At 74.0% G+C, this 17,139-nt stretch carries 12 protein-coding genes and 1 pseudogene; 6 read left to right on the top strand and 7 right to left on the bottom strand.

What is annotated here, in order from left to right; translation table 11 throughout:
* Nucleotides 1-93: 93 nt before the first annotated feature.
* The 4 genes and pseudogenes from ABZW03_RS21335 to ABZW03_RS21320 form a co-directional block, all read left to right on the top strand.
* A pseudogene (locus ABZW03_RS21335) lies at nucleotides 94-2,097 on the top strand (AMP-binding protein); the annotation flags it as partial.
* Nucleotides 2,084-3,805: an NAD(P)/FAD-dependent oxidoreductase gene (locus ABZW03_RS21330; RefSeq protein ID WP_355260376.1), complete on the top strand. Its 1,722-nt coding sequence runs from the start codon at nucleotides 2,084-2,086 to the stop codon at nucleotides 3,803-3,805. The pseudogene ABZW03_RS21335 and the gene ABZW03_RS21330, both read left to right, overlap by 14 nt.
* Nucleotides 3,806-3,834: 29 nt before the next feature.
* The gene (locus ABZW03_RS21325; RefSeq protein ID WP_355260387.1) at nucleotides 3,835-5,499 is read left to right on the top strand and encodes an NAD(P)/FAD-dependent oxidoreductase; all 1,665 of its coding nucleotides are present in this window, start codon (nucleotides 3,835-3,837) and stop codon (nucleotides 5,497-5,499) included.
* Entirely contained in the window at nucleotides 5,496-6,551 is a 1,056-nt protein-coding gene (locus tag ABZW03_RS21320) for an NADP-dependent oxidoreductase (protein ID WP_355260374.1), read from the top strand. Before ABZW03_RS21325 ends, ABZW03_RS21320 begins: the two co-directional genes overlap by 4 nt.
* Before the next feature lie 55 nt (nucleotides 6,552-6,606).
* Here the strand turns inward: ABZW03_RS21320 and ABZW03_RS21315 are convergent, their stop codons facing one another.
* From ABZW03_RS21315 to ABZW03_RS21305, 3 genes are all read right to left on the bottom strand, one after another.
* Nucleotides 6,607-7,971: a hypothetical protein gene (locus tag ABZW03_RS21315; RefSeq protein ID WP_355260384.1), complete on the bottom strand. Its 1,365-nt coding sequence runs from the start codon at nucleotides 7,969-7,971 to the stop codon at nucleotides 6,607-6,609.
* Between the two features lie 226 nt (nucleotides 7,972-8,197).
* Nucleotides 8,198-9,415, bottom strand: a complete 1,218-nt coding sequence (locus tag ABZW03_RS21310) for a pyridoxal-phosphate dependent enzyme (protein WP_355260371.1) — start codon at nucleotides 9,413-9,415, stop codon at nucleotides 8,198-8,200.
* 133 nt (nucleotides 9,416-9,548) lie between these two features.
* Nucleotides 9,549-10,103, bottom strand: coding sequence for a YceI family protein (locus tag ABZW03_RS21305; RefSeq protein WP_355260381.1), 555 nt, complete (start codon nucleotides 10,101-10,103; stop codon nucleotides 9,549-9,551).
* 186 nt (nucleotides 10,104-10,289) lie between these two features.
* Between ABZW03_RS21305 and ABZW03_RS21300 the strand changes: the two genes are divergently transcribed.
* Nucleotides 10,290-10,601 carry a hypothetical protein gene (locus ABZW03_RS21300; protein ID WP_355260368.1) on the top strand — a complete coding sequence of 104 codons (312 nt, stop codon included), beginning with the start codon at nucleotides 10,290-10,292 and terminating at the stop codon, nucleotides 10,599-10,601.
* A 59-nt stretch (nucleotides 10,602-10,660) separates the two neighbouring features.
* Here the strand turns inward: ABZW03_RS21300 and ABZW03_RS21295 are convergent, their stop codons facing one another.
* From ABZW03_RS21295 to ABZW03_RS21285, 3 genes are all read right to left on the bottom strand, one after another.
* The gene (locus tag ABZW03_RS21295; protein ID WP_355260378.1) at nucleotides 10,661-13,306 is read right to left on the bottom strand and encodes a penicillin acylase family protein; all 2,646 of its coding nucleotides are present in this window, start codon (nucleotides 13,304-13,306) and stop codon (nucleotides 10,661-10,663) included.
* A gap of 398 nt (nucleotides 13,307-13,704) precedes the next feature.
* A complete protein-coding gene (locus ABZW03_RS21290; RefSeq protein WP_355260365.1) occupies nucleotides 13,705-14,301 on the bottom strand; it encodes a DUF1349 domain-containing protein in 597 nt (198 codons plus the stop codon).
* 80 nt (nucleotides 14,302-14,381) lie between these two features.
* On the bottom strand, nucleotides 14,382-15,395 hold the full coding sequence (locus tag ABZW03_RS21285; RefSeq protein ID WP_355260362.1) for a zinc-binding dehydrogenase: 1,014 nt from the start codon (nucleotides 15,393-15,395) through the stop codon (nucleotides 14,382-14,384).
* A gap of 100 nt (nucleotides 15,396-15,495) precedes the next feature.
* Here ABZW03_RS21285 and ABZW03_RS21280 point away from each other — a divergent pair, with 100 nt between their 5' ends.
* A complete protein-coding gene (locus tag ABZW03_RS21280) occupies nucleotides 15,496-16,167 on the top strand; it encodes a TetR/AcrR family transcriptional regulator (protein ID WP_355260360.1) in 672 nt (223 codons plus the stop codon).
* A 63-nt stretch (nucleotides 16,168-16,230) separates the two neighbouring features.
* Here ABZW03_RS21280 and ABZW03_RS21275 read toward each other — a convergent pair whose 3' ends face one another.
* On the bottom strand, nucleotides 16,231-16,917 hold the full coding sequence (locus tag ABZW03_RS21275; RefSeq protein ID WP_355260357.1) for a macro domain-containing protein: 687 nt from the start codon (nucleotides 16,915-16,917) through the stop codon (nucleotides 16,231-16,233).
* Nucleotides 16,918-17,139 lie beyond the last annotated feature (222 nt).

Genomic DNA, 17,139 nt, shown 5'->3' with positions numbered 1-17,139 from the left:
GTGAACTCGCCCAGGCCGATGTCGGTGTCGTGCTCGCGGACGATGCGCCGCCACAGCAGGGTGGCCAGCGAGCCGGCGTAGGTGAGGTTGGGCGTCCGGGTCGACCACCGCAGCCTGGCCGCCGTCACCGCCGGCTGGCGCGCCGAGTACCGGCTGGACACCGAGGTGCGGGTGCACCTCCAGATGGCCGGCACCGCCTTCGACGTGTTCTCCGGCGACCTCGCCCGGGCGCTCAGCACCGGCGGCACCCTCGTGCTGGTCGACCGGGAGCTGCTCTTCGACACCGCCCGGCTGTACCGGGTGATGCGCGAGGAGGCCGTGGACGGCGGCGAGTTCGTGCCCGCGGTGGCCCGCGCCCTGCTGGCGCACTGCGAGCGCGAGGGCCTGACGCTGGACTTCCTGCGGCTGCTGATCGTCGGCTCCGACTCCTGGAAGGCCGCCGAGCACCAGCGGGTGCGCGCCCTGTGCGGCCCGCGGACCCGGCTGGTCAACTCCTACGGGCTGACCGAGGCCAGCGTCGACAGCACCTACTACGAGGGCCCGACCGACCAGCTGGAACCGGGCCGGATGGTGCCGATCGGCCGCCCGTTCCCGAACAGCGCGGTGTACGTCCTGGACCCGTACGGCGAGCCCGTCCCGGTCGGCGTGCCCGGCGAGCTGTGGATCGGCGGCGCCGGCGTCGCGGCCGGCTACCCCAACGACCCGGAGCAGACCGCGCGGCGCTTCGTCACCGTGGAGCTCGACGGAACGCCCCGGCGGCTCTACCGCACCGGCGACCTCGGCCACTGGGACGCCGCCGGCACCGTGCACCTGCTCGGCCGGATCGACAACCAGGTCAAGGTCCGCGGCCACCGGATCGAGCTGGGCGAGATCGAGGCCCACCTCACCGCCCGCCCGGAACTCGCCCAGGCCTGCGTGGTGGTCCGCCAGGACGCCCGGGGCGAGGCCGCCCTCGCCGCCTACGTGGTGCCCGCCGAGGGCACCACGCTGGACCGCCGCGAACTGCGCCGCCACCTGGCCGAGCACCTGCCCACCGTGATGATCCCCTCCTACCTCACCGAACTGCCCGCCCTGCCGCTCACCCCGAACGGCAAGGTGGACGTCGCAGCCCTGCCCGAGCCGAAGGCCGACACCGCAGGGGCCCAGCACGAACCGCCCGTCACGCTCTACGAGACGAGGGTCGCCGAGCACTGGCGGAACCTGCTCGGCCTGGAGGAGGTCGGGCTCCAGCACGACTTCTTCGAACTCGGCGGCAGCTCGATCCGGCTCATCGAGCTGATCCACCACCTCCAGAGCGAGTTCAACATCAGCATCCCGGTCGGCCTGCTGTTCAAGGTCACCACCCTGCACGGGATGGCCCGCACCGTCGAGCAGATCATCACCGGCGAGGTGGCGGGCGGCGAACCCTACCTCTGGTTCAACACCGAGGCGCCCGAGGACCGCACGGTCTTCTGCTTCCCGCCGGCCGGCGGCCACGGGCTGGTCTACCGCCAGCTCGCCGCGCACCTGCCGGAGCACCGGATCGCCTCCTTCAACTACCTGACCGGCGACGACAAGACGGCCCGCTACGCGGACCTGGTCGAGCAGCTGCACGCCCCCGGGCCGTACGTCCTGCTGGGCTACTCGCTCGGCGGCAACCTCGCCTTCGAGGTGGCCAAGGAGCTGGAGCGGCGCGGCCGCACGGTGGCCTCGGTGCTGCTGGTGGACGCCTACCGGGTCACCGAGGCCTTCGACCTCGGCGAGGAGCACCTGGCCGTCTTCGAGCGCGAGCTCCACGAGCACCTGCACCGCCACACCGGATCGCGGATCGTGGCCCGGGAGACCCTCGAACAGGCCAGGGACTACCTGGAGTTCAGCAGCCGAACGCCGAACACCGGCACGGTGCGGGCCCAGTTGGACGTGGTCTGCGAGAGCGACCGGCTCTCCGTGCACGTCGGCGGCGAGCCGGGCTCCTGGCACGGCGCCTCCACCACGGGCACCGCGGTGTACGTCGGGCACGGTGTCCACGCCGAGATGCTCGACGGGGAGTTCGCGGCCCGCAACGCCGAACTGGCGGGCGCCATCCTGGCCGGAGGGACCGCCGATGGCCGCGGCTGACCGCGGGCCGGACTGGTCCACCAGGGAGCGGGCCGCCGACGGCCCGCCCCGGGTGATCGTGATCGGGGCCGGCCTGGCCGGCCTCGCCACCGGCTGCTACGCGCAGATGAGCGGCCTGGAGACCCGGATCTTCGAGAAGCACGTGCTGCCCGGCGGCTGCTGCACCGCCTGGTCCCGGCACGGCTACCTGTTCGACTACTGCATCGACTGGCTGATCGGCACCGCCGAGGGCACCGGGGCGCACCAGGTCTGGAGCGAACTCGGGGCCCTGGACGGCAAGTCGGTGACCCGCTTCGACACCTTCAACCGGGTCGTCGACGAGCACGGCCGGGCCGTCACCTTCTACGGCGACCCGGACCGGCTGGAGGCCCACCTGCTGGACCTCGCGCCCGGCGACGCCAAGCCGATCCGGGCCTTCTGCCGGGACCTGCGCCGCTTCGCCGCGATCGAGCTGCCCTGGGAGCTCACCCCGCCGCCGCTGCGCGGCACGGCGGAACGGCTGCGCACCCTGCGCACCGTGCTGCCCGCGTTCCGGCTGTTCTGGCGCACCGCGACCACCCCGATGAGCGGCTTCGCCGAACGCTTCCAGGACCCGCTGCTGCGGCGGGCCTTCCCCAACATGTTCCTCCAGGAGCCCGCGGGCTTCCCGCTGCTGCCGTACCTGTACACCCTGGCGGCCGCCCACAACGGCAACGCGGGCTTCCCGCAGGGGGGTTCGCTCGGGCTGGCCCGCTCGGTGGAGGAGCGGTACACCTCGCTCGGCGGGGTGATCGGCTACCGCTGCCGGGTGGAGCGGATCCTGGTCGAGGACGGGCGCGCCATCGGGGTCGAACTCCGCGACGGCTCACGGCACTTCGCCGACCACGTGGTCGCCGCCTGCGACGGCCCGACGGTGCTCGACAAGCTGCTGGAGGGCCGCTACTCCAGCCCCGCCACCGAGAAGCTGTACGGCGAACTGCTCGACAAGCCGGGGAACCTGTACCCGGCCGTGGTCTCCGCCTTCGTCGGCATCGACGGCCCGCTGCCCGAGGGCGAGCCGCACAGCACCACCTACCTGCTGACGCCCGAGGACGGCGCCCGGCTGCCCGGCTCGCTCCAGAGCAGCCTGGTGGTGCAGATGCGGTCCTCCTACGCGGACGGCTTCGCACCGCCGGGCAAGTCGGTGCTGCACTGCACCTACTTCAGCGACTACCGCTCCTGGAAGGACCTGCGGGCCGACGACCGCCGGGCCTACCGGGCGCGCAAGCAGGAAGTCGCCGCCTTCGTCCGGGAGTTCCTGGAGCGGACGTACCCCGGGCTCGGCCCGCGGATCGACCTCGTGGACGTGGCCTCGCCGGTGACCACCGAGCGGTTCACCGGCAACACCTACGGCAGCATCCTCGCCTGGCAGGCCTTCTCCGAGGCCGAGGACGCCGCCAACCGGCTGGTCAACCGGGACCGGATGCGGCTGCCCGGGCTGAGCGGCTTCTCCATGGCGGGCCAGTGGACGGCGCTCGGCGGGCTGATCCGGGCCGCGACCAGCGGGCGGTTCGCCGCGCAGTACCTCTGCCGGGAGCTCGGCCGGCCGTTCCGGGCCTGGCCCAGCGAGAACCGGGAACCCTGGCACGCGGGCAAGTGGGGCCGGCTGCCGCAACTCGACCGGGCCACCGTGGGCCGGCCGGCCGTGGGGGCGGCCGAGGTGGGCGTGCCGGAAGGAGTGGCGGAGTGAGCGGGACGACGACCGGCGGCCGGCGGAGCATGGTCATCATCGGCGGAGGGCTCGGCGGCCTGTCCACCGGCTGCTTCGCGCAGATGAACGGCTACCGCACCCGGATCCTGGAGATGCACGAGATCCCCGGCGGCTGCTGCACCGGCTGGGACCGCGGCGAGTTCACCTTCGACTGCTGCGTCAGCTGGCTGCTGGGCAGCGGCCCGGGCAACGAGATGCACCAGATCTGGCTCGAACTCGGCGCACTGCAGGGCAAGCGGATGCGCAACTTCGACGTCTTCAACGTGGTGCGCACCCGGGACGGCGGAGCGGTCTACTTCTACTCCGACCCGGACCGGCTGGAGGCCCACCTGCTGGACCTCGCCCCGGAGGACGCCCGGCAGATCCGGCAGTTCTGCGCCGGGCTGCGCAAGTTCCGCCTGGCACTGGCCCGTTACCCCTTCCTCAAGCCGGTCGGGCTGATGGGCCGGTGGGAGCGGATGCGGATGCTGGCCTCCTTCCTGCCGTACTTCAACGTGATCCGGCGCTCGATCACGGTGCTGATGAGCGACTACTCGGCGAAGTTCCGCAGCCCGCTGCTGCGCGAGGCGTTCAACTTCATCCTGTACGAGAAGCACCCCAACTTCCCGGTACTGCCCAACTACTTCCAACTCGCCTGCCACGCCGGGCAGTCGGCCGGGGTGCCGGAGGGCGGCTCGCTGGGGCTGGCGAACTCGATCGAGCAGCGCTACCGGCGGCTGGGCGGCGAGATCTCGTACAACACCAAGGCGACCGAGGTGCTGGTCGAGGACGACCGGGCGGTGGGGGTGCGGCTGAGCGACGGCCAGGAGGTGCGGGCCGACATCGTGGTGGCCGCCTGCGACGGCCGGACCACCATGATGGACCTGCTCAAGGGCCGCTACCTGACCGACACCTACCGCCGGCTGTACACCCAGACCATCACCGAGCCGGGCATGGTCTTCCCCGGCTACGTGACCGTCTTCCTCGGCCTGCGCCGGCCCTTCCCGGCCGGGGACCCGTGCACCACCTACCTGCTGGAGGACGAGGTCGCCGAGCGGCTCACCGGCATCCGGCACCCGAGCATCAACGTCCAGTTCCGCAGCCGCCACTACCCGGAGCTGTCGCCCGCCGACACCACCGTGGTGTACGCCAGCTACTTCTGCGACATCGAGCCCTGGCGGGAGCTGAGCACCGGGCCGGAGCAGGAGCCCAGGGTGCGGCGCGGCGAGGAGCTGCACACCCTGCCGGTCGGCCGGGGGCGGGAGTACCAGCGGGCCAAGCGCCGGGTGCGCGACACCATCGTCGAGTTCCTGGACGGCCACCACCCCGGGCTCCGGGACGCGGTGTCGGTCAAGGACGTCTCCACCCCGCTCACCCAGGTCCGCTACACCGGCAATTACAACGGGACGGTGCTGGGCTGGCAGCCCTTCGTGGAGAGCGGCGAGACCCTGGAGGAGGAGATCAAGCGCAACGGCCCGGGGCTGCCCGGCCTGGCGAACTTCTACCTCTCCGGGGTCTGGGCGACCACCGGCGGGCTGATCCGGGCGGCGGCGGCCGGCCGGCACGTCGTCCAGTTCATCTGCCGGGACGACGGCAGGCCGTTCACCGCCGAAGTGGACGACAGCGCCCCGCCGCCCACCCTGCTCATCGAACCGGTCGGGCCCTCCGACCGGCAGTTTGGAGTCACCTCGTGAGGATCGAGAAGTGGGTCGTCCAGGAGCACCTGGACGGCGTGCCCGACGTCGAGCGGGTGTACCGGAAGGTCGTGGAGGACCTGGACGTCCGGCTCGCCGCGGACGAGATGCTGCTGCGCACCCGGTACGTCTCGGTCGACCCGTACCTCCAGGGGATCGCGCTGGACACGCCGATCGGTGACCACATGGGCGCGGACTCGATCATGGAGGTGCTGGAGGCCGGGCCGGCCGCGCGCTTCGCGGTCGGCGACCTGGTGCAGGGCTTCACCGGCTGGTGCAGCCACGTGGTGAGCAACGGCGAGCCCAGGCTCTGGCGGACCGGGACCTTCCCGATGGTCTTCCCGGCCTTCCGCCGGCTCGACCCGGCCGACTACGACGAGGCCCTGCCGCTGTCCACCGCGCTCGGCATCCTGGGCGGTCCGGGGATGACGGCCTGGGGGACGGTCGAGAAGTTCCTGGACGTCCGGCCCGGGTCGACGGTGCTGGTCGGCGGGGCCTCGGGGGCGGTCGGGTCGCTGGTCGGGCAGCTGGCGAAGCTGCGGGGCGCGCGGGTGATCGGGACCACGGCGACGCCGGAGAAGGCCGAGTGGCTGTGGGAGCTGGGCTTCGACGGGGTGCTGCTGTACCGCGACGGCGACGCGCCGGAGCGGCTGGAGAAGGAGCTGGCCGAGCTCGCGCCGCAGGGGATCGACCGCTACTTCGACAGCCTCGGCGGGGCGCTCACCGACGTGGTGTTCGGGATGCTCGCGGTGGAGAGCCGGGTGGCCGTCTGCTGGCAGTGGGGGAGCCAGGTCGGCGGGGGCTGGACGGGCCCGCGGCTGCTCCCGATGATCATGTACCCGCGCGCCACGATCCGCGGCGTCTTCTCGCTGGAGTGGTTCACCGAGGAGAACTGGGCCGCGCTGCGGCGGGACCTCGGACCGCTGGTCCGCAAGGGCGAGCTGACCTACCAGCAGACCGTGCACCGGGGGTTCGACAGCATCCCGGCGGCCTACCGCGGCCTCTACCTGGACCGCTCGGCGAGCCGGGGGAAGGTGCTGGTCGAGCTCTGAGCGGGGACCGGACCGGGGCCCTTCGGCGGATGCGTCGAAGGGCCCCGGCGCGCGGTCAGTTCAGGGCGAACCAGGTGCTGCGGGACTTCTTCCACTCGGGGTGGGTGAGGTCCTTGGCGGCGGTGCCGTCGCCGTAGAGGTCGGCGGAGCCGTCGTCGGTGATCAGCTGGGCGCGGGCGCCGGGGGCGTCCAGGTCCGGGACGTCGACCACGGCCTCCCAGGCGCCGTAGTCGCTGGTCGGCAGGTCGATCAGCTTGGTCGGCCGGGAACCGGGCCGCCCGTCCCAGCGGTAGAGCGCGTACGGGGCGGAGTTGTCCTCGGCGGCCCAGGAGCCGGCCACGATCAGGTACTGGCCGAGGTCGTTGCGGCGGATGTCGCGGACGGACAGCCCGCCGAGGTCCAGCTCGACCGGGTCGCCGAAGGTCGCGTGCGCGGCCGAACCGTTCACCAGCGACGGGAGGTCGGTGACCGGGACGAGCAGCGCCCGGCCGCCGGTGACGGCCGGGGTGAGCGGCGCGCGGAAGCCGACGTAGGCGGTGCTGGTGCTGCCGGGGGCGAACTCCAGGCCCTCGACGTTGAACCCGTCGATCTGCTTGGGCGCCTGGCCGTCGGCGGCGCCGGCCGCGAAGCCGTAGCGCTTGCCGTGGGCGTCGTCCCAGGCGATCAGGTCGTCGCGCAGGCCGTCGAACGAGCCGGCCAGGGACAGCTGGGTGTCGGCGCCGGAGCCGGTGACGGTGGTGGCGAAGACGGTGTGCCGGTCGGGCTTGACCACGCCGTCCTTGTTGTTGCCGAGCGAGCCCGTCCAGTAGACGGTGTTGCCGACCCGGGTGGCCCCCTCGATGTCGATCTCCTTGGAGACGCCGAGGGCCGAGCTGAAGTCCCAGGTGCGGACCGGCGCGCCGGAGGTGCCGCGGGCGTACAGGCGCAGGACGTTGGACTCGTCGTCGGCGACCACGGTGTAGCCGCCGCCCGCGTCCACGGCGGCCGAGGCGTCGCTGGAGCCGGTGAGGTAGCGGCTGGTGGCGGCGGACTGGACGGCGGGGGAGGCGGCGTAGTGCAGGGTGCGGGTGGCGCTCTTGCCGCCCAGGCCGGTGACCTTGACGGTGAGGTCGGCGTAGCCGACGCCCTGGGCGGCGACCGCCAGGGTGCGGGTGGAGCCGGTGCCGGTGACCGTGACGTCGCCGGTGCGGGCCACGGAGCTGCGGGTGGTGGCGGAGGCGGCGACGGTCAGCGCCGAGGCCGAGGCGCCGGACTGGGCGACCGTCACGGTCACGGTCGGGTCGCCGGTGGCGCCGACCGCGCCGGACAGGTACCCGGTCGAGAAGGTGATCGTCGGGGTGCCGTACGTGACCGCGCCGGCCGGGACGGCGGGCAGGGCGAGCACGGGCACCGCCGCGACGGCGACGGCGAGCGGCAGCAGGCGGCGGAGGGGACGCGACACGGTGGCAACCCTTCGACAGGAGGGGGGAGTTGACGGAAAGTGCCAGCCTGCTGGCGCCCGGCGAACACCGGCCCTACGGGGACCTTACGGTGGGTGGACGGCCGGGCGAACAGCAGGCCCCGGGGCGGGTGCGGTCCGGGAGCGGGTGCGGTTCGGGGACAGGTGCGGGTGCGGTTCGGGGGCGGGTGCGGTCCGGGGAAGGGGCTCAGCCGGTGAGGCCCGCCGCCCGCAGCCGGCGGGCGACCGCGTCCCAGTCGGGGGCGACCGGCTCGGTCCGGTGGGTGCCGACGCCCTTGTCCTTGAAACCGCTGGAGGTCGACACGCAGACCACCGGGCCCTCGGCGAGGTCCGGTTCGCCGAGGCTGCGCAGCCCGGCCAGACCGGCCGCCGAGGACAGCTCCGTCCAGAGCCCGGCGCGGGCCAGCTCCCGTTGGGCGTCCGCGAGTCGGCCGTCGTCCACGGTCAGCGCCCGGCCGCCGCTCTCCCGCACCGCCAGCACGCCCCGGTAGCCGCTGACCGGGGAGGTGATCGAGTACGCGTCGCTCGGGCCGACCGTCACGTGGGCGGCCGGCAGTCCCTCGGCGACGGCCCGGGCGAGTGGCCCGGAGGCGGCCGCCTCGCAGGAGTGGATGCGCGGCACCCGGTCGGTCAGGCCGAGGCGCCGCAGTTCGGCGAAGCCCTTCCAGACACCGAACAGCAGCTCGCCGTAGCCGACCGGGACGAACACCGCGCTCGGCACGCCGATGTCCTGGAAGATCTCGTATGCGACGGTCTTGTAGCCCTCGGGGCCGTACGCGTGGCCGGTGTGGGTGGTGGTCAGGTTGCTGACCGGGTGCAGGCCCAGCCGGTCGACCGCCTGGCGCAGCAGCGGCCAGCGGGCCTCCCACGGCACCGGGAGCACCACCGCGCCGTAGGCGGTGAGGAAGGCGTCGACGTTCGGCGGCAGGTCCGGGCCGGTGAACACCACGCAGGGCAGTCCGGCGCGGGCGGCGTAGGCGGCGGCCGAGGCGCCGTGGTTCCCGGAGGAGGCGACCGCGAGGCCCGGCGCGCCGACGCCCACGGCGGCGCTGGTGGTGCAGCGGTTCAGCCGGTCCTTGTGGCTCCAGGTGGGGTTGCGGGACTCGTCCTTGACGTACACCCCGGGCTCGATCTCCACCAGCGGGGTGCCGCCCTCGCCCAGGCCGGGCGCCAGCAGCGGCGGCAGCAGCGGGGCCCAGCGCTCCAGGCCGCCGCGCGTCCGGGCGGGGGCGAACAGGCCCGCCGGGTCGGCCTTGTCGTAGGCGTAGTCGACCTCGACGGGGTAGGAGACGTCCTCGGTGCTGGTGCGGGGGCAGCCGGCGGTGAGCGGGGGCCAGAGCGGGTAGTCGAGGGCGGGGTCGCCGAGGGAGCGCTGGCCGGTCGCGAGGGAGTCGTCTGTTGGCATGCCAGGAGACTAGCCGGGCGGCCGGGGTGCGGTCCGGCGGTTGGCGCGGCTGCGGCGGGAACCCGTTCGTGGGGGACCGGTTCCGGCTGGTCCGGCTGGTCCGGCTGGTCCGGCCGGGTCGGCCGGGTCGGGTTCAGCCGCTCTGGCGGACCGCCGAGATGTCGAACTCCAGGACGACCTTGTCGCCGACCAGGACGCCGCCGCCCTCCAGGGCCGCGTTCCAGGTGACGCCGAACTCCTTGCGGCTGATGGTGACCGAGCCCTCCAGGCCCACCCGGAGGTTGCCGTACGGGTCGACGGCGTTGCCGGTGTACTCGAAGTCGATGGTGACCGGGCGGGTGGTGTCCTTGATGGTGAGGTCGCCGGTCACCCGGTAGTCGGTCTCGGAGCGCACCTCGACCGCGGTGGTGCGGAAGGTGATGTCGGGGAAGTTCGGCGCGTCCAGGAAGTCGTTGGTGCGCAGGTGCTGGTCGCGCTGCTCCACGCCGGTGTCGATGCTCTGGGCCTTGATCACCACCTGGCCGGAGGAGCGGGACGGGTCGGCGCCGTCCAGGTGGGCGGTGCCCTCGAACTCGTGGAACGCGCCGCGGACCTTGGTCACCATGGCGTGGCGGGCGACGAAGCCGATCCGGGTGTGGGCGGGATCGAGGACGTAGTCGCCGGTGAGCTCGGAGAGTTTGACGGTCATGGTCGGCATGCCTCCTGCGTGCGGGCCCGGGTCTCGGCCCGGGGGTGGTCGGGCGGTCCCCGGACCACGCTAGGGGCAGTTCCGGCGGGCCGCGCGTCGAGCCGGGGCCACGCAGGGGCCTATGCGGGGGGCGGGGTGGGAAGGCTCGCGGGGTACGTCGGAGGACGGAAGGACCGGGAGGCCGGATTGGACAGCGGGATAGGCGCGATGGTCGAGGCGGTCGGCGAGGCGCGACGGCAGCTGCGGGAGAACGCGCTGCCGAAGGCGCGGGACACCAGCCGGGAGAGGGTGCCGGAGAAGGAGGAGGCGGAGCTGCTGAAGGCTCTCAGCGGGCTGCTGGAGGCCGTCGTCGACCTGGCCGATGCCGCCTCGGGCCGGATGGCCACGGGCGACAGCCGCGAGACGTACACCAAGGTGGTCCGGCGGCTGCGGGACCAGGCCCACTACCTGCGTGGGGACGCGGCGAAGGTCGCGAAGCGGGTGGGCGGAGCGGGATGACCCGGCCGCCGGTGCCCCTGTCCAGGGGCACCGGCGGCTTCGGTCAGCGGCGGCTTCGGTCAGCGGTGGCTCGGGAACTGCACCACCTGCTGGTAGGTCGGCCGGTTCTGCCAGGTGGTCTTGGCGTCCGTCACGCCGCCCAGCGGGCGCTGGATGATCGTGTCGGCGCACCACTGGTCGCCGGCCGCGCAGTCCGCGTCGCCCGGGTAGACCTGGGCGGGGGTCCGGGCGGCGGCCTGCTTGAGGGTGTCCAGCAGGACGGTCCGGCAGGCCGCGAGGTCGCCCCCGCCGCAGAACGGCCGGGCCAGCGGGCCGGCCACCCGGTCGCCGAGGACGGCGCGCAGGTCCTTGTCCAGGTAGCTCCACCAGCCGTACTGGAAGGCCGAACCCTTGTGCGGGATGGCCTCGTTGGCGCTCACCGGGCCGGTGGCGGCGCCGGTCTGGCCGCCCGAGGGGGACTCGTTGATCTGGAGCGCGCCGGTCAGCGCGCCGAACAGCGGGTCGCCGAGGCCGGGCCGCATGATGCCGTCGGCGACCAGCGGCCACCAGGCGTCCATCACCCGGATCGCGGTGGCGTCCGCGTAGCCGTGGCTGCCGGGTGAAGTCTCCCTCCGCAGGGCGCCGTTGGCCAGCCAGGCCTCCAGCTGCTGCAGGGCGGTGAGGGCGGCCTGGTCGGTGACGGGGGCGCTGCGCAGCACCCGGATCAGCTCGGGCAGCACGTCCTCGGCCCGCAGGTCGGCGAGGGCGGCGCTCTCCATGGCCTGGGTGAGCGAGACCCGGCTCGCCCTGCCGCCGTCGCGGAGCAGGGAGGTGACCCGGTCGTCCAGCAGGTTGCCGCGGTGCACCGAGCCGTTGCCGAAGCCGGCCGAGGTGTAGCCGTTCGCCTGCTTGTTGTTCCAGGAGGCGTAGTAGTCCTGGTTGACGGACTGCGGGTGCTCGGCCGCCGGGGTGTACCGGGCGGTGTTCGCGACGGGGTCGAAGTCGGCCCACTCGTAGGCGGGTTGGGCCAGGACGGGCAGGCCCGGGTCCACCCCGGGGGCGCGGACCGGGTTGCTGCCGGAGTTGTAGTACGCGATGTCGCGCGAGTCGGCGTAGAACCAGTTGAAGGTGTAGTTGATGTCCTGCGCTGCCTGCTGGAAGCCCGCCGCGTCGCGCACCGCGCCCGGGTCGTTCAGCTCCTGGAAGCCGATGATCGAGTCGGCCTCGTGCCGGTAGGTGGAGCGCAGCGAGGTGAAGGCGACGGGGGCGCCGCCGACCGTGCCGCGGGCGGTCACCAGGCCGTACCGGGAGCGGTTCATCACCAGGGTGTAGGAGCCCTCCGGGGTGGAGTCGGCGGTGGTCGGCTTCCACGCGTTCCGGCGCTCCAGCCGCTCGAACGGCAGGCACTGGCCGTGCCAGAGGTAGGAACCGGCGGCGGTGGTGACCGGGGAGCCGTCGGTGGTGCAGAGCGGGACGGCGTAGGTGTCGGTGATGTCCTGCCCGGCGGAGGTCGCGCTCCAGGCGTAGTCCTGGCCGCGGCCGAGCTGCACGTAGAAGCTCAGGCCGGCGAAGGCGGCGCCGCGCGCGCTGATGCCGGGGCCCTGGATCTCCTCCAGCATCAGCAGCTGCGGGGCGAAGTAGCCGGTCTGCGGGCCGAACACGGCCACCGGGTGGCCGTCGTCGGTGTGCGCGCCGGAGACCAGCAGGGCGTTGGACATGCCGTGCCTGGCGGACAGCAGGTTCCCGGGCAGGACGCCGGTCGCCTCGGTGGCGGCGGTCCCGGCCGAGCCGGTGGCGTCGTAGACCACCCGCTCGGGCACCACCGAGCCGGGGTCGGGCAGCGCCGTGCCCTGCGGCCGGTCCGGGACGGTCGCGTACGGGAAGCTCTGGCCGTCGTGCAGGGTCTGGACGGCCTCCGGGTCGTCCGCCTCGCGCAGCGACTTCCAGACCGCGTCCCCGGCGTCCTTGCCGTACCGGGCCTCGGCGGCGGACTTGACCTGGGCGGAGGAGAGTTCGCCGCCACCGCCGGAGCCGAACAGCGCGCCGACCACGGAGGCGAGGGCGACCAGGTCGGTCAGCTTGAACGGCTCGATCGAGCCGGCGTTGGTGATCGGGTCGATGTGCCCGGTGAGGTCGTACTCGCCGGGGAAGGTGCGGGCGTTGTAGGCCTCCTTGGCGTACTGGTTGACGCCGTCGAGGTAGGCGGTGGCGTCGGCGAGCGCCTGGGTGGCCCGGCCGCCGCGGGCGGCGATGACGTCGATCTGCTGCTGCAGTTCCGCCTCGGTGTACGGCGCGGCCTGCCAGAAGGTCTGCTCCAGCTGGCGGTTGGCGGCGGCGCCGCCCGCGAAGCCGGACAGCTGGCCGCGGCCGACGTGGCGGAAGAGGTCCATCACCCAGAGCCGGTCCTGGGCGGCGGCGTAGCCCGCGCCGAACTCGGTGCCGTAGCGGGTGGTGCCGGTGATGTGCGGGACGCCGGTGGCCTTGTCGCGCACGATGGTGACGTCCGGGCGCGGGCTGGTGGTGCCGGCCACCTGGTCGGCGGGGACGCCGAAGGAGGCGTCGTTGAAGAAGTCGCGCAGCTTGGCCTCGGTCAGGCCGGGGTAGCCGGAGGCGAGGGCGGCGTACGGGCCGAGCTGGTCGTCGGTGTGCGCGGGGCGGGTGCCGAAGGCCCGGTTGAGCAGGATGTCGGCGAGGGTGGCGTTGCCGTTCTCGCCGGGCGGCAGGATGTCGGCGCAGCGGCCGCCGCAGTGGTCGTTGGCGGCGGCCGTCGTCGCGGCCGTCGTCGCGACGGTGGGGGCGGCGGTGGCGGTGGGGGTGGTGGTGAGGGCGGCGGTGACGAGCAGGGCCGGGGCGAGGGCGGCGGCCGGGAGTCGGAGGGGGCGGGGGCGGGGGCGTTGGCGGCGTTGGCGTGAACGCAAGGCGGACTCCTCCGTCGAAGTCTCACGGAAGAGTCGACGGTAGGGGCGCTACTGGCCGGTTGGCTAGTGGCGCGCATGCCATTTTCCGTACGGGGGCCGGGAGTTGGGGCCGGAGGGGCGGCGCTGCCGGGAGGTGGGGCGGCGCTGCCCGGGGGTGGAGCGGCGGGGAGGGGCGGCGGGGAGCGGCGGCGCCGCACCGGCCGGGCTCAGTCCGGCAGGTGCAGCGCCGGGTCGGCGTCGCCCTGGGCGAAGCGGGTGAAGCGGACCTGGAGGCCGGCGCGTTCGGGGGAGCAGCAGAACGGGCCGGCGGTGGCGGCCGCCTCGGGGGCGAGCGGCGCGAGGCGGACCAGGCGCCAGGGGCCGTCCGCGCAGCGGGCGCGGACGGTCACGGCGTCGCCGGTGCGGCTCGCGCGCACGGTGACCGGGCGGCCGTGCCAGTCGGGGACCGGCGCGAGGGACCAGTCGGAGACGCCGTGGGTGACGACCGCCCCGAGGTGGGGGACGCCGTCGCTCATCTCCACTCCGGCCTTGATCCACGTCTCGGGGGCGACCCGGATCAGCAGGCCGGCCTGGTCGTAGAGGGCGGCGAAGTCCGCGACGAAGGTGACCTCGGTGGCGCTGCCCGGCGGGAAGCCGGCGAGCAGCGCGTGGCCGTCGTCGCGGACGAAGCCGTAGCCGGTGGTGCGCCAGAAGTCGCTGCGGCCGCGGGCGGTGACCAGGAGGTCGGTGCCGTCGGTCCGGGCGTCCTCGGGCGCGTTGAGCCAGCTGCCCTCGTGCCAGGGGATGTCGCGGGGCGGGTGCATGGGCCCATCCTTCATCGACTTGCTGAAAGTTGCTGAAAGACTATCGGGCGGCCCGCCCCGGCGACAGGGGTGAGGCTCGGTCAGGGCTTGAGCACCAGGCGGATCGGGTTGCCCTCCTTGCGCTCCAGCGCCTCGACCGCGCGGGCCGCCTCGGCCAGCGGGAAGGTGCCGCTCACCGAGCGGGAGAAGTCGAGCCGGCCGCCGCGGACCAGGGCGACCAGGTCGACGACGTCCTGGCCCTCGGAGCCGTAGTGGCCGCGGATCTGCTGGCGCAGGTAGCTGACCAGGGTGCCGTTGGTGACGGTCAGCGGCTTGTCGGTGAGGCCGACCAGCACCAGGCGGCCGCGCTCGCCGAGGGCGGCCATGGCCTGCTCGCGCACCGGGGCGACCCCGGCGAAGTCGAAGGCGGCGGACAGCGGGCGGCCGCCGGTGGCCTCGCGCAGCCGCTCGGCGAACCCGGAATCGGCCGGGTCGAGGGCGGCGTCGGCGCCGAAGGCCAGGGCGCGCTCGCGGGCGGCCGGCAACGGGTCGACGGCGACGATCGGGAAGGCGCCGATGGCCCGCAGCAGCTGGACGCCGTGGGCGCCGAGGCCGCCGACGCCCCAGACGCCGACCGCCTCGGCCGGGCGCACGGCGCCGGTGGCGGTGATGGCGGCCCAGGGGGTGGAGACGGCGTCGGGGATGAAGCAGGCCTGCTCGAACGGGAGCTCGTCCGGGATCGGCACCAGGGTGGTGGCGGTGGCGAGCGCGTACTCGGCCCAGCCGCCGTCGTAGTCCACGCCGCGGGTGTGCACGACGCCGCCGCGGGTCTCACCGGCCTGCAGCAGCACCCGGTCGCCGACGGCCGCGGTGGTCACGCCCTCGCCGAGGGTGTGCACGGTGCCCGCGACCTCGTGGCCGAGGGTGACCTTGTCGCCCTGGAGGAAGAGCGGCTTGAGCATGCCCTCGATCAGGTGGACGTCGGAGAGGCAGACGCCGGCCGCCTCCACCTTGATCAGCACCTCGCCCGGGCCGGGGGTCGGGACGGGGACCTCCTCCACGGCGAAGGCGCCCTTCGCGACGTCGAGCCGGCCGGCCAGCATCGTGGCGGTCATCGGGACTTCCCTTCTCGCGGGGGCGGCGGGCCGGGGGGAGGGCCCGCCGCTCCGGAAGTTACTTGTTATTCGACAAGCAAGTTCACCGTAGCATGGCCTCATGTCTACGCACGATGAGGACGGAACGGGCCGGGGCGGGGAGTCCGCGGGGCCCGGGGAGGCGCCGGCGCGCCGCACCCAGGCCGAACGGCGGGCCCGGGCCGAGTCCGCGCTGATCGCCGCCGCCGCCCGGCTGATCGCCGAGCACGGCAGCACCGGGGTCACGCTCGCCAGGGTGGGGGAGGAGGCGGGCTTCAGCCGGGGCCTGGCCACCCACTACTTCGGCTCGAAGGCCGCGCTGCTGGCGCGCCTGCAGGAGGCGGCGCTGGCCGAGGCGATGGCGGCGGCCGCGCCGGAGCGCAGCGGGGCGGGGGCGGCGGACGAGCTGTGCCGCTTCGCGCGCGGCTGCCTGGAGGGTGTGCGCAACCCGACGGACCTGGGGCGGGCCTTCGTGGTGCTGGGGGCCGAGGCGCTCGCGGGAGCCTCGGAACTGACCGCCGCGGTGGCGGAGTTGGACGCCCGGACCCGGGCCTGGACGGCCGAGGTGGTCGGCCAGGGGCAGCGGGACGGCGAGCTGCGCCCCGGGGTGGACCCGGCGGCCTTCGCGCTGGCCTTCGTCGGGCTGGTCAAGGGGCTGGTGGTGCAGGCCGCGGCCGCTCCGGAGGCCTTCGACGTGGGGGTGGCGGTCGCGGAGTGCGAGCGGTGGATCCGGCTCGCGCTCACGGCGGGCTGAGGGCTTCGTACGGGGTGCCGGCCGGGGCGCCGGGCGGGGCTTCGGGCGACCGCCCGGGCCCGGTCAGGCCCGGCGGGCCGGCGAACTCCGGCGTGCGGGCGGCGCTATGCGCACCCGCTCGGTGGCGGGCGCCTTCTCCAGGTCGTCCAGCTGGGCGAGGACGGTGGCGCGCAGTTCGTCGTCGTCCTCGAACCGGTGGTCCTGGAAGAGGGTGTAGCCGGACCACATCAGGTTGGCGCAGACCCGGGGCGGGACCATGCCGGTCCGGGCGCCCATGCCGACCAGGGCGACCGACCGGACGGAGCCCGGCTGCAGCCGGTTCTGCCGGTGGACGGCCTGGAAGGCGGCGGCGCAGGCCAGGGCCACGTTCAAGGTCTCGCTGACGTTCTGCGAGGAGGTCCGCATCGTCGGGGCCGCTATCAGGAACCGGGGGTTGACGGCGCCGGACGGGACGCAGACCGCGCTGCCGACCGGGAGGCTGCCGGCGTACTGCTCGCGGATCGCCTTCTGGACCCGCAGCTGGATGCCCGCGCCCAGGTGGCGCTTGATCGCCGCGTCCGTCCCGCCGTCCATCCGGCCGCGGGAGTTGGTGGGGCTGACCCAGGCGTCGGCCTGCGCGGTGAGCAGGGAGGCGTGCCGGATCTCGACCCCGGGGACGTCGGCGAAGGCCGCCCGCCAGGACTCCACGACCGTGGCGTTGAGGTCGGTCAGCACCACCTTGAGCGGCGACTGGGTGCGGTCGGTGGTCATGCTGGGCTCCTGTCGGTCGGTGGACGGCCGGATGACGGCCGGGTGGGTGGCCGGGTGGGTGGCCGGATGGTGGCGTTGGTCGGCGGGCCGTGGCCGGTGGCGCGGTTCCTCGGTGACACCGATGAAGCTAGTACTGCAACGGTGCTTAGCGTGATGAGGCTTCGGTTTTCGGGCTGTGGCCTCGTCGTTTGTAGTGGCTGTTCCGGGCTTGGTGCTGGCGTC

This window comes from Kitasatospora sp. NPDC004799 (genome assembly GCF_040609095.1).
In the GTDB taxonomy this organism is placed as follows: Bacteria; Actinomycetota; Actinomycetes; order Streptomycetales; family Streptomycetaceae; genus Kitasatospora.
The sequence above is the reverse complement of the archived record's forward strand: the minus strand, read 5'-3'. Positions and strand labels throughout refer to the sequence as shown.

What these genes read in the sequence shown, in the direction of transcription:
- ABZW03_RS21330 (WP_355260376.1), top strand. Translation starts at nt 2,084, where the DNA reads ATGGCCGCGGCTGACCGCGGGCCGGACTGGTCCACCAGGGAGCGGGCC.
- ABZW03_RS21325 (WP_355260387.1), top strand. Translation starts at nt 3,835, where the DNA reads ATGGTCATCATCGGCGGAGGGCTCGGCGGCCTGTCCACCGGCTGCTTC.
- ABZW03_RS21310 (WP_355260371.1), bottom strand. Translation starts at nt 9,415, where the DNA reads ATGCCAACAGACGACTCCCTCGCGACCGGCCAGCGCTCCCTCGGCGAC.
- ABZW03_RS21305 (WP_355260381.1), bottom strand. Translation starts at nt 10,103, where the DNA reads ATGACCGTCAAACTCTCCGAGCTCACCGGCGACTACGTCCTCGATCCC.
- ABZW03_RS21290 (WP_355260365.1), bottom strand. Translation starts at nt 14,301, where the DNA reads ATGCACCCGCCCCGCGACATCCCCTGGCACGAGGGCAGCTGGCTCAAC.
- ABZW03_RS21285 (WP_355260362.1), bottom strand. Translation starts at nt 15,395, where the DNA reads ATGACCGCCACGATGCTGGCCGGCCGGCTCGACGTCGCGAAGGGCGCC.
- ABZW03_RS21280 (WP_355260360.1), top strand. Translation starts at nt 15,496, where the DNA reads ATGTCTACGCACGATGAGGACGGAACGGGCCGGGGCGGGGAGTCCGCG.
- ABZW03_RS21275 (WP_355260357.1), bottom strand. Translation starts at nt 16,917, where the DNA reads ATGACCACCGACCGCACCCAGTCGCCGCTCAAGGTGGTGCTGACCGAC.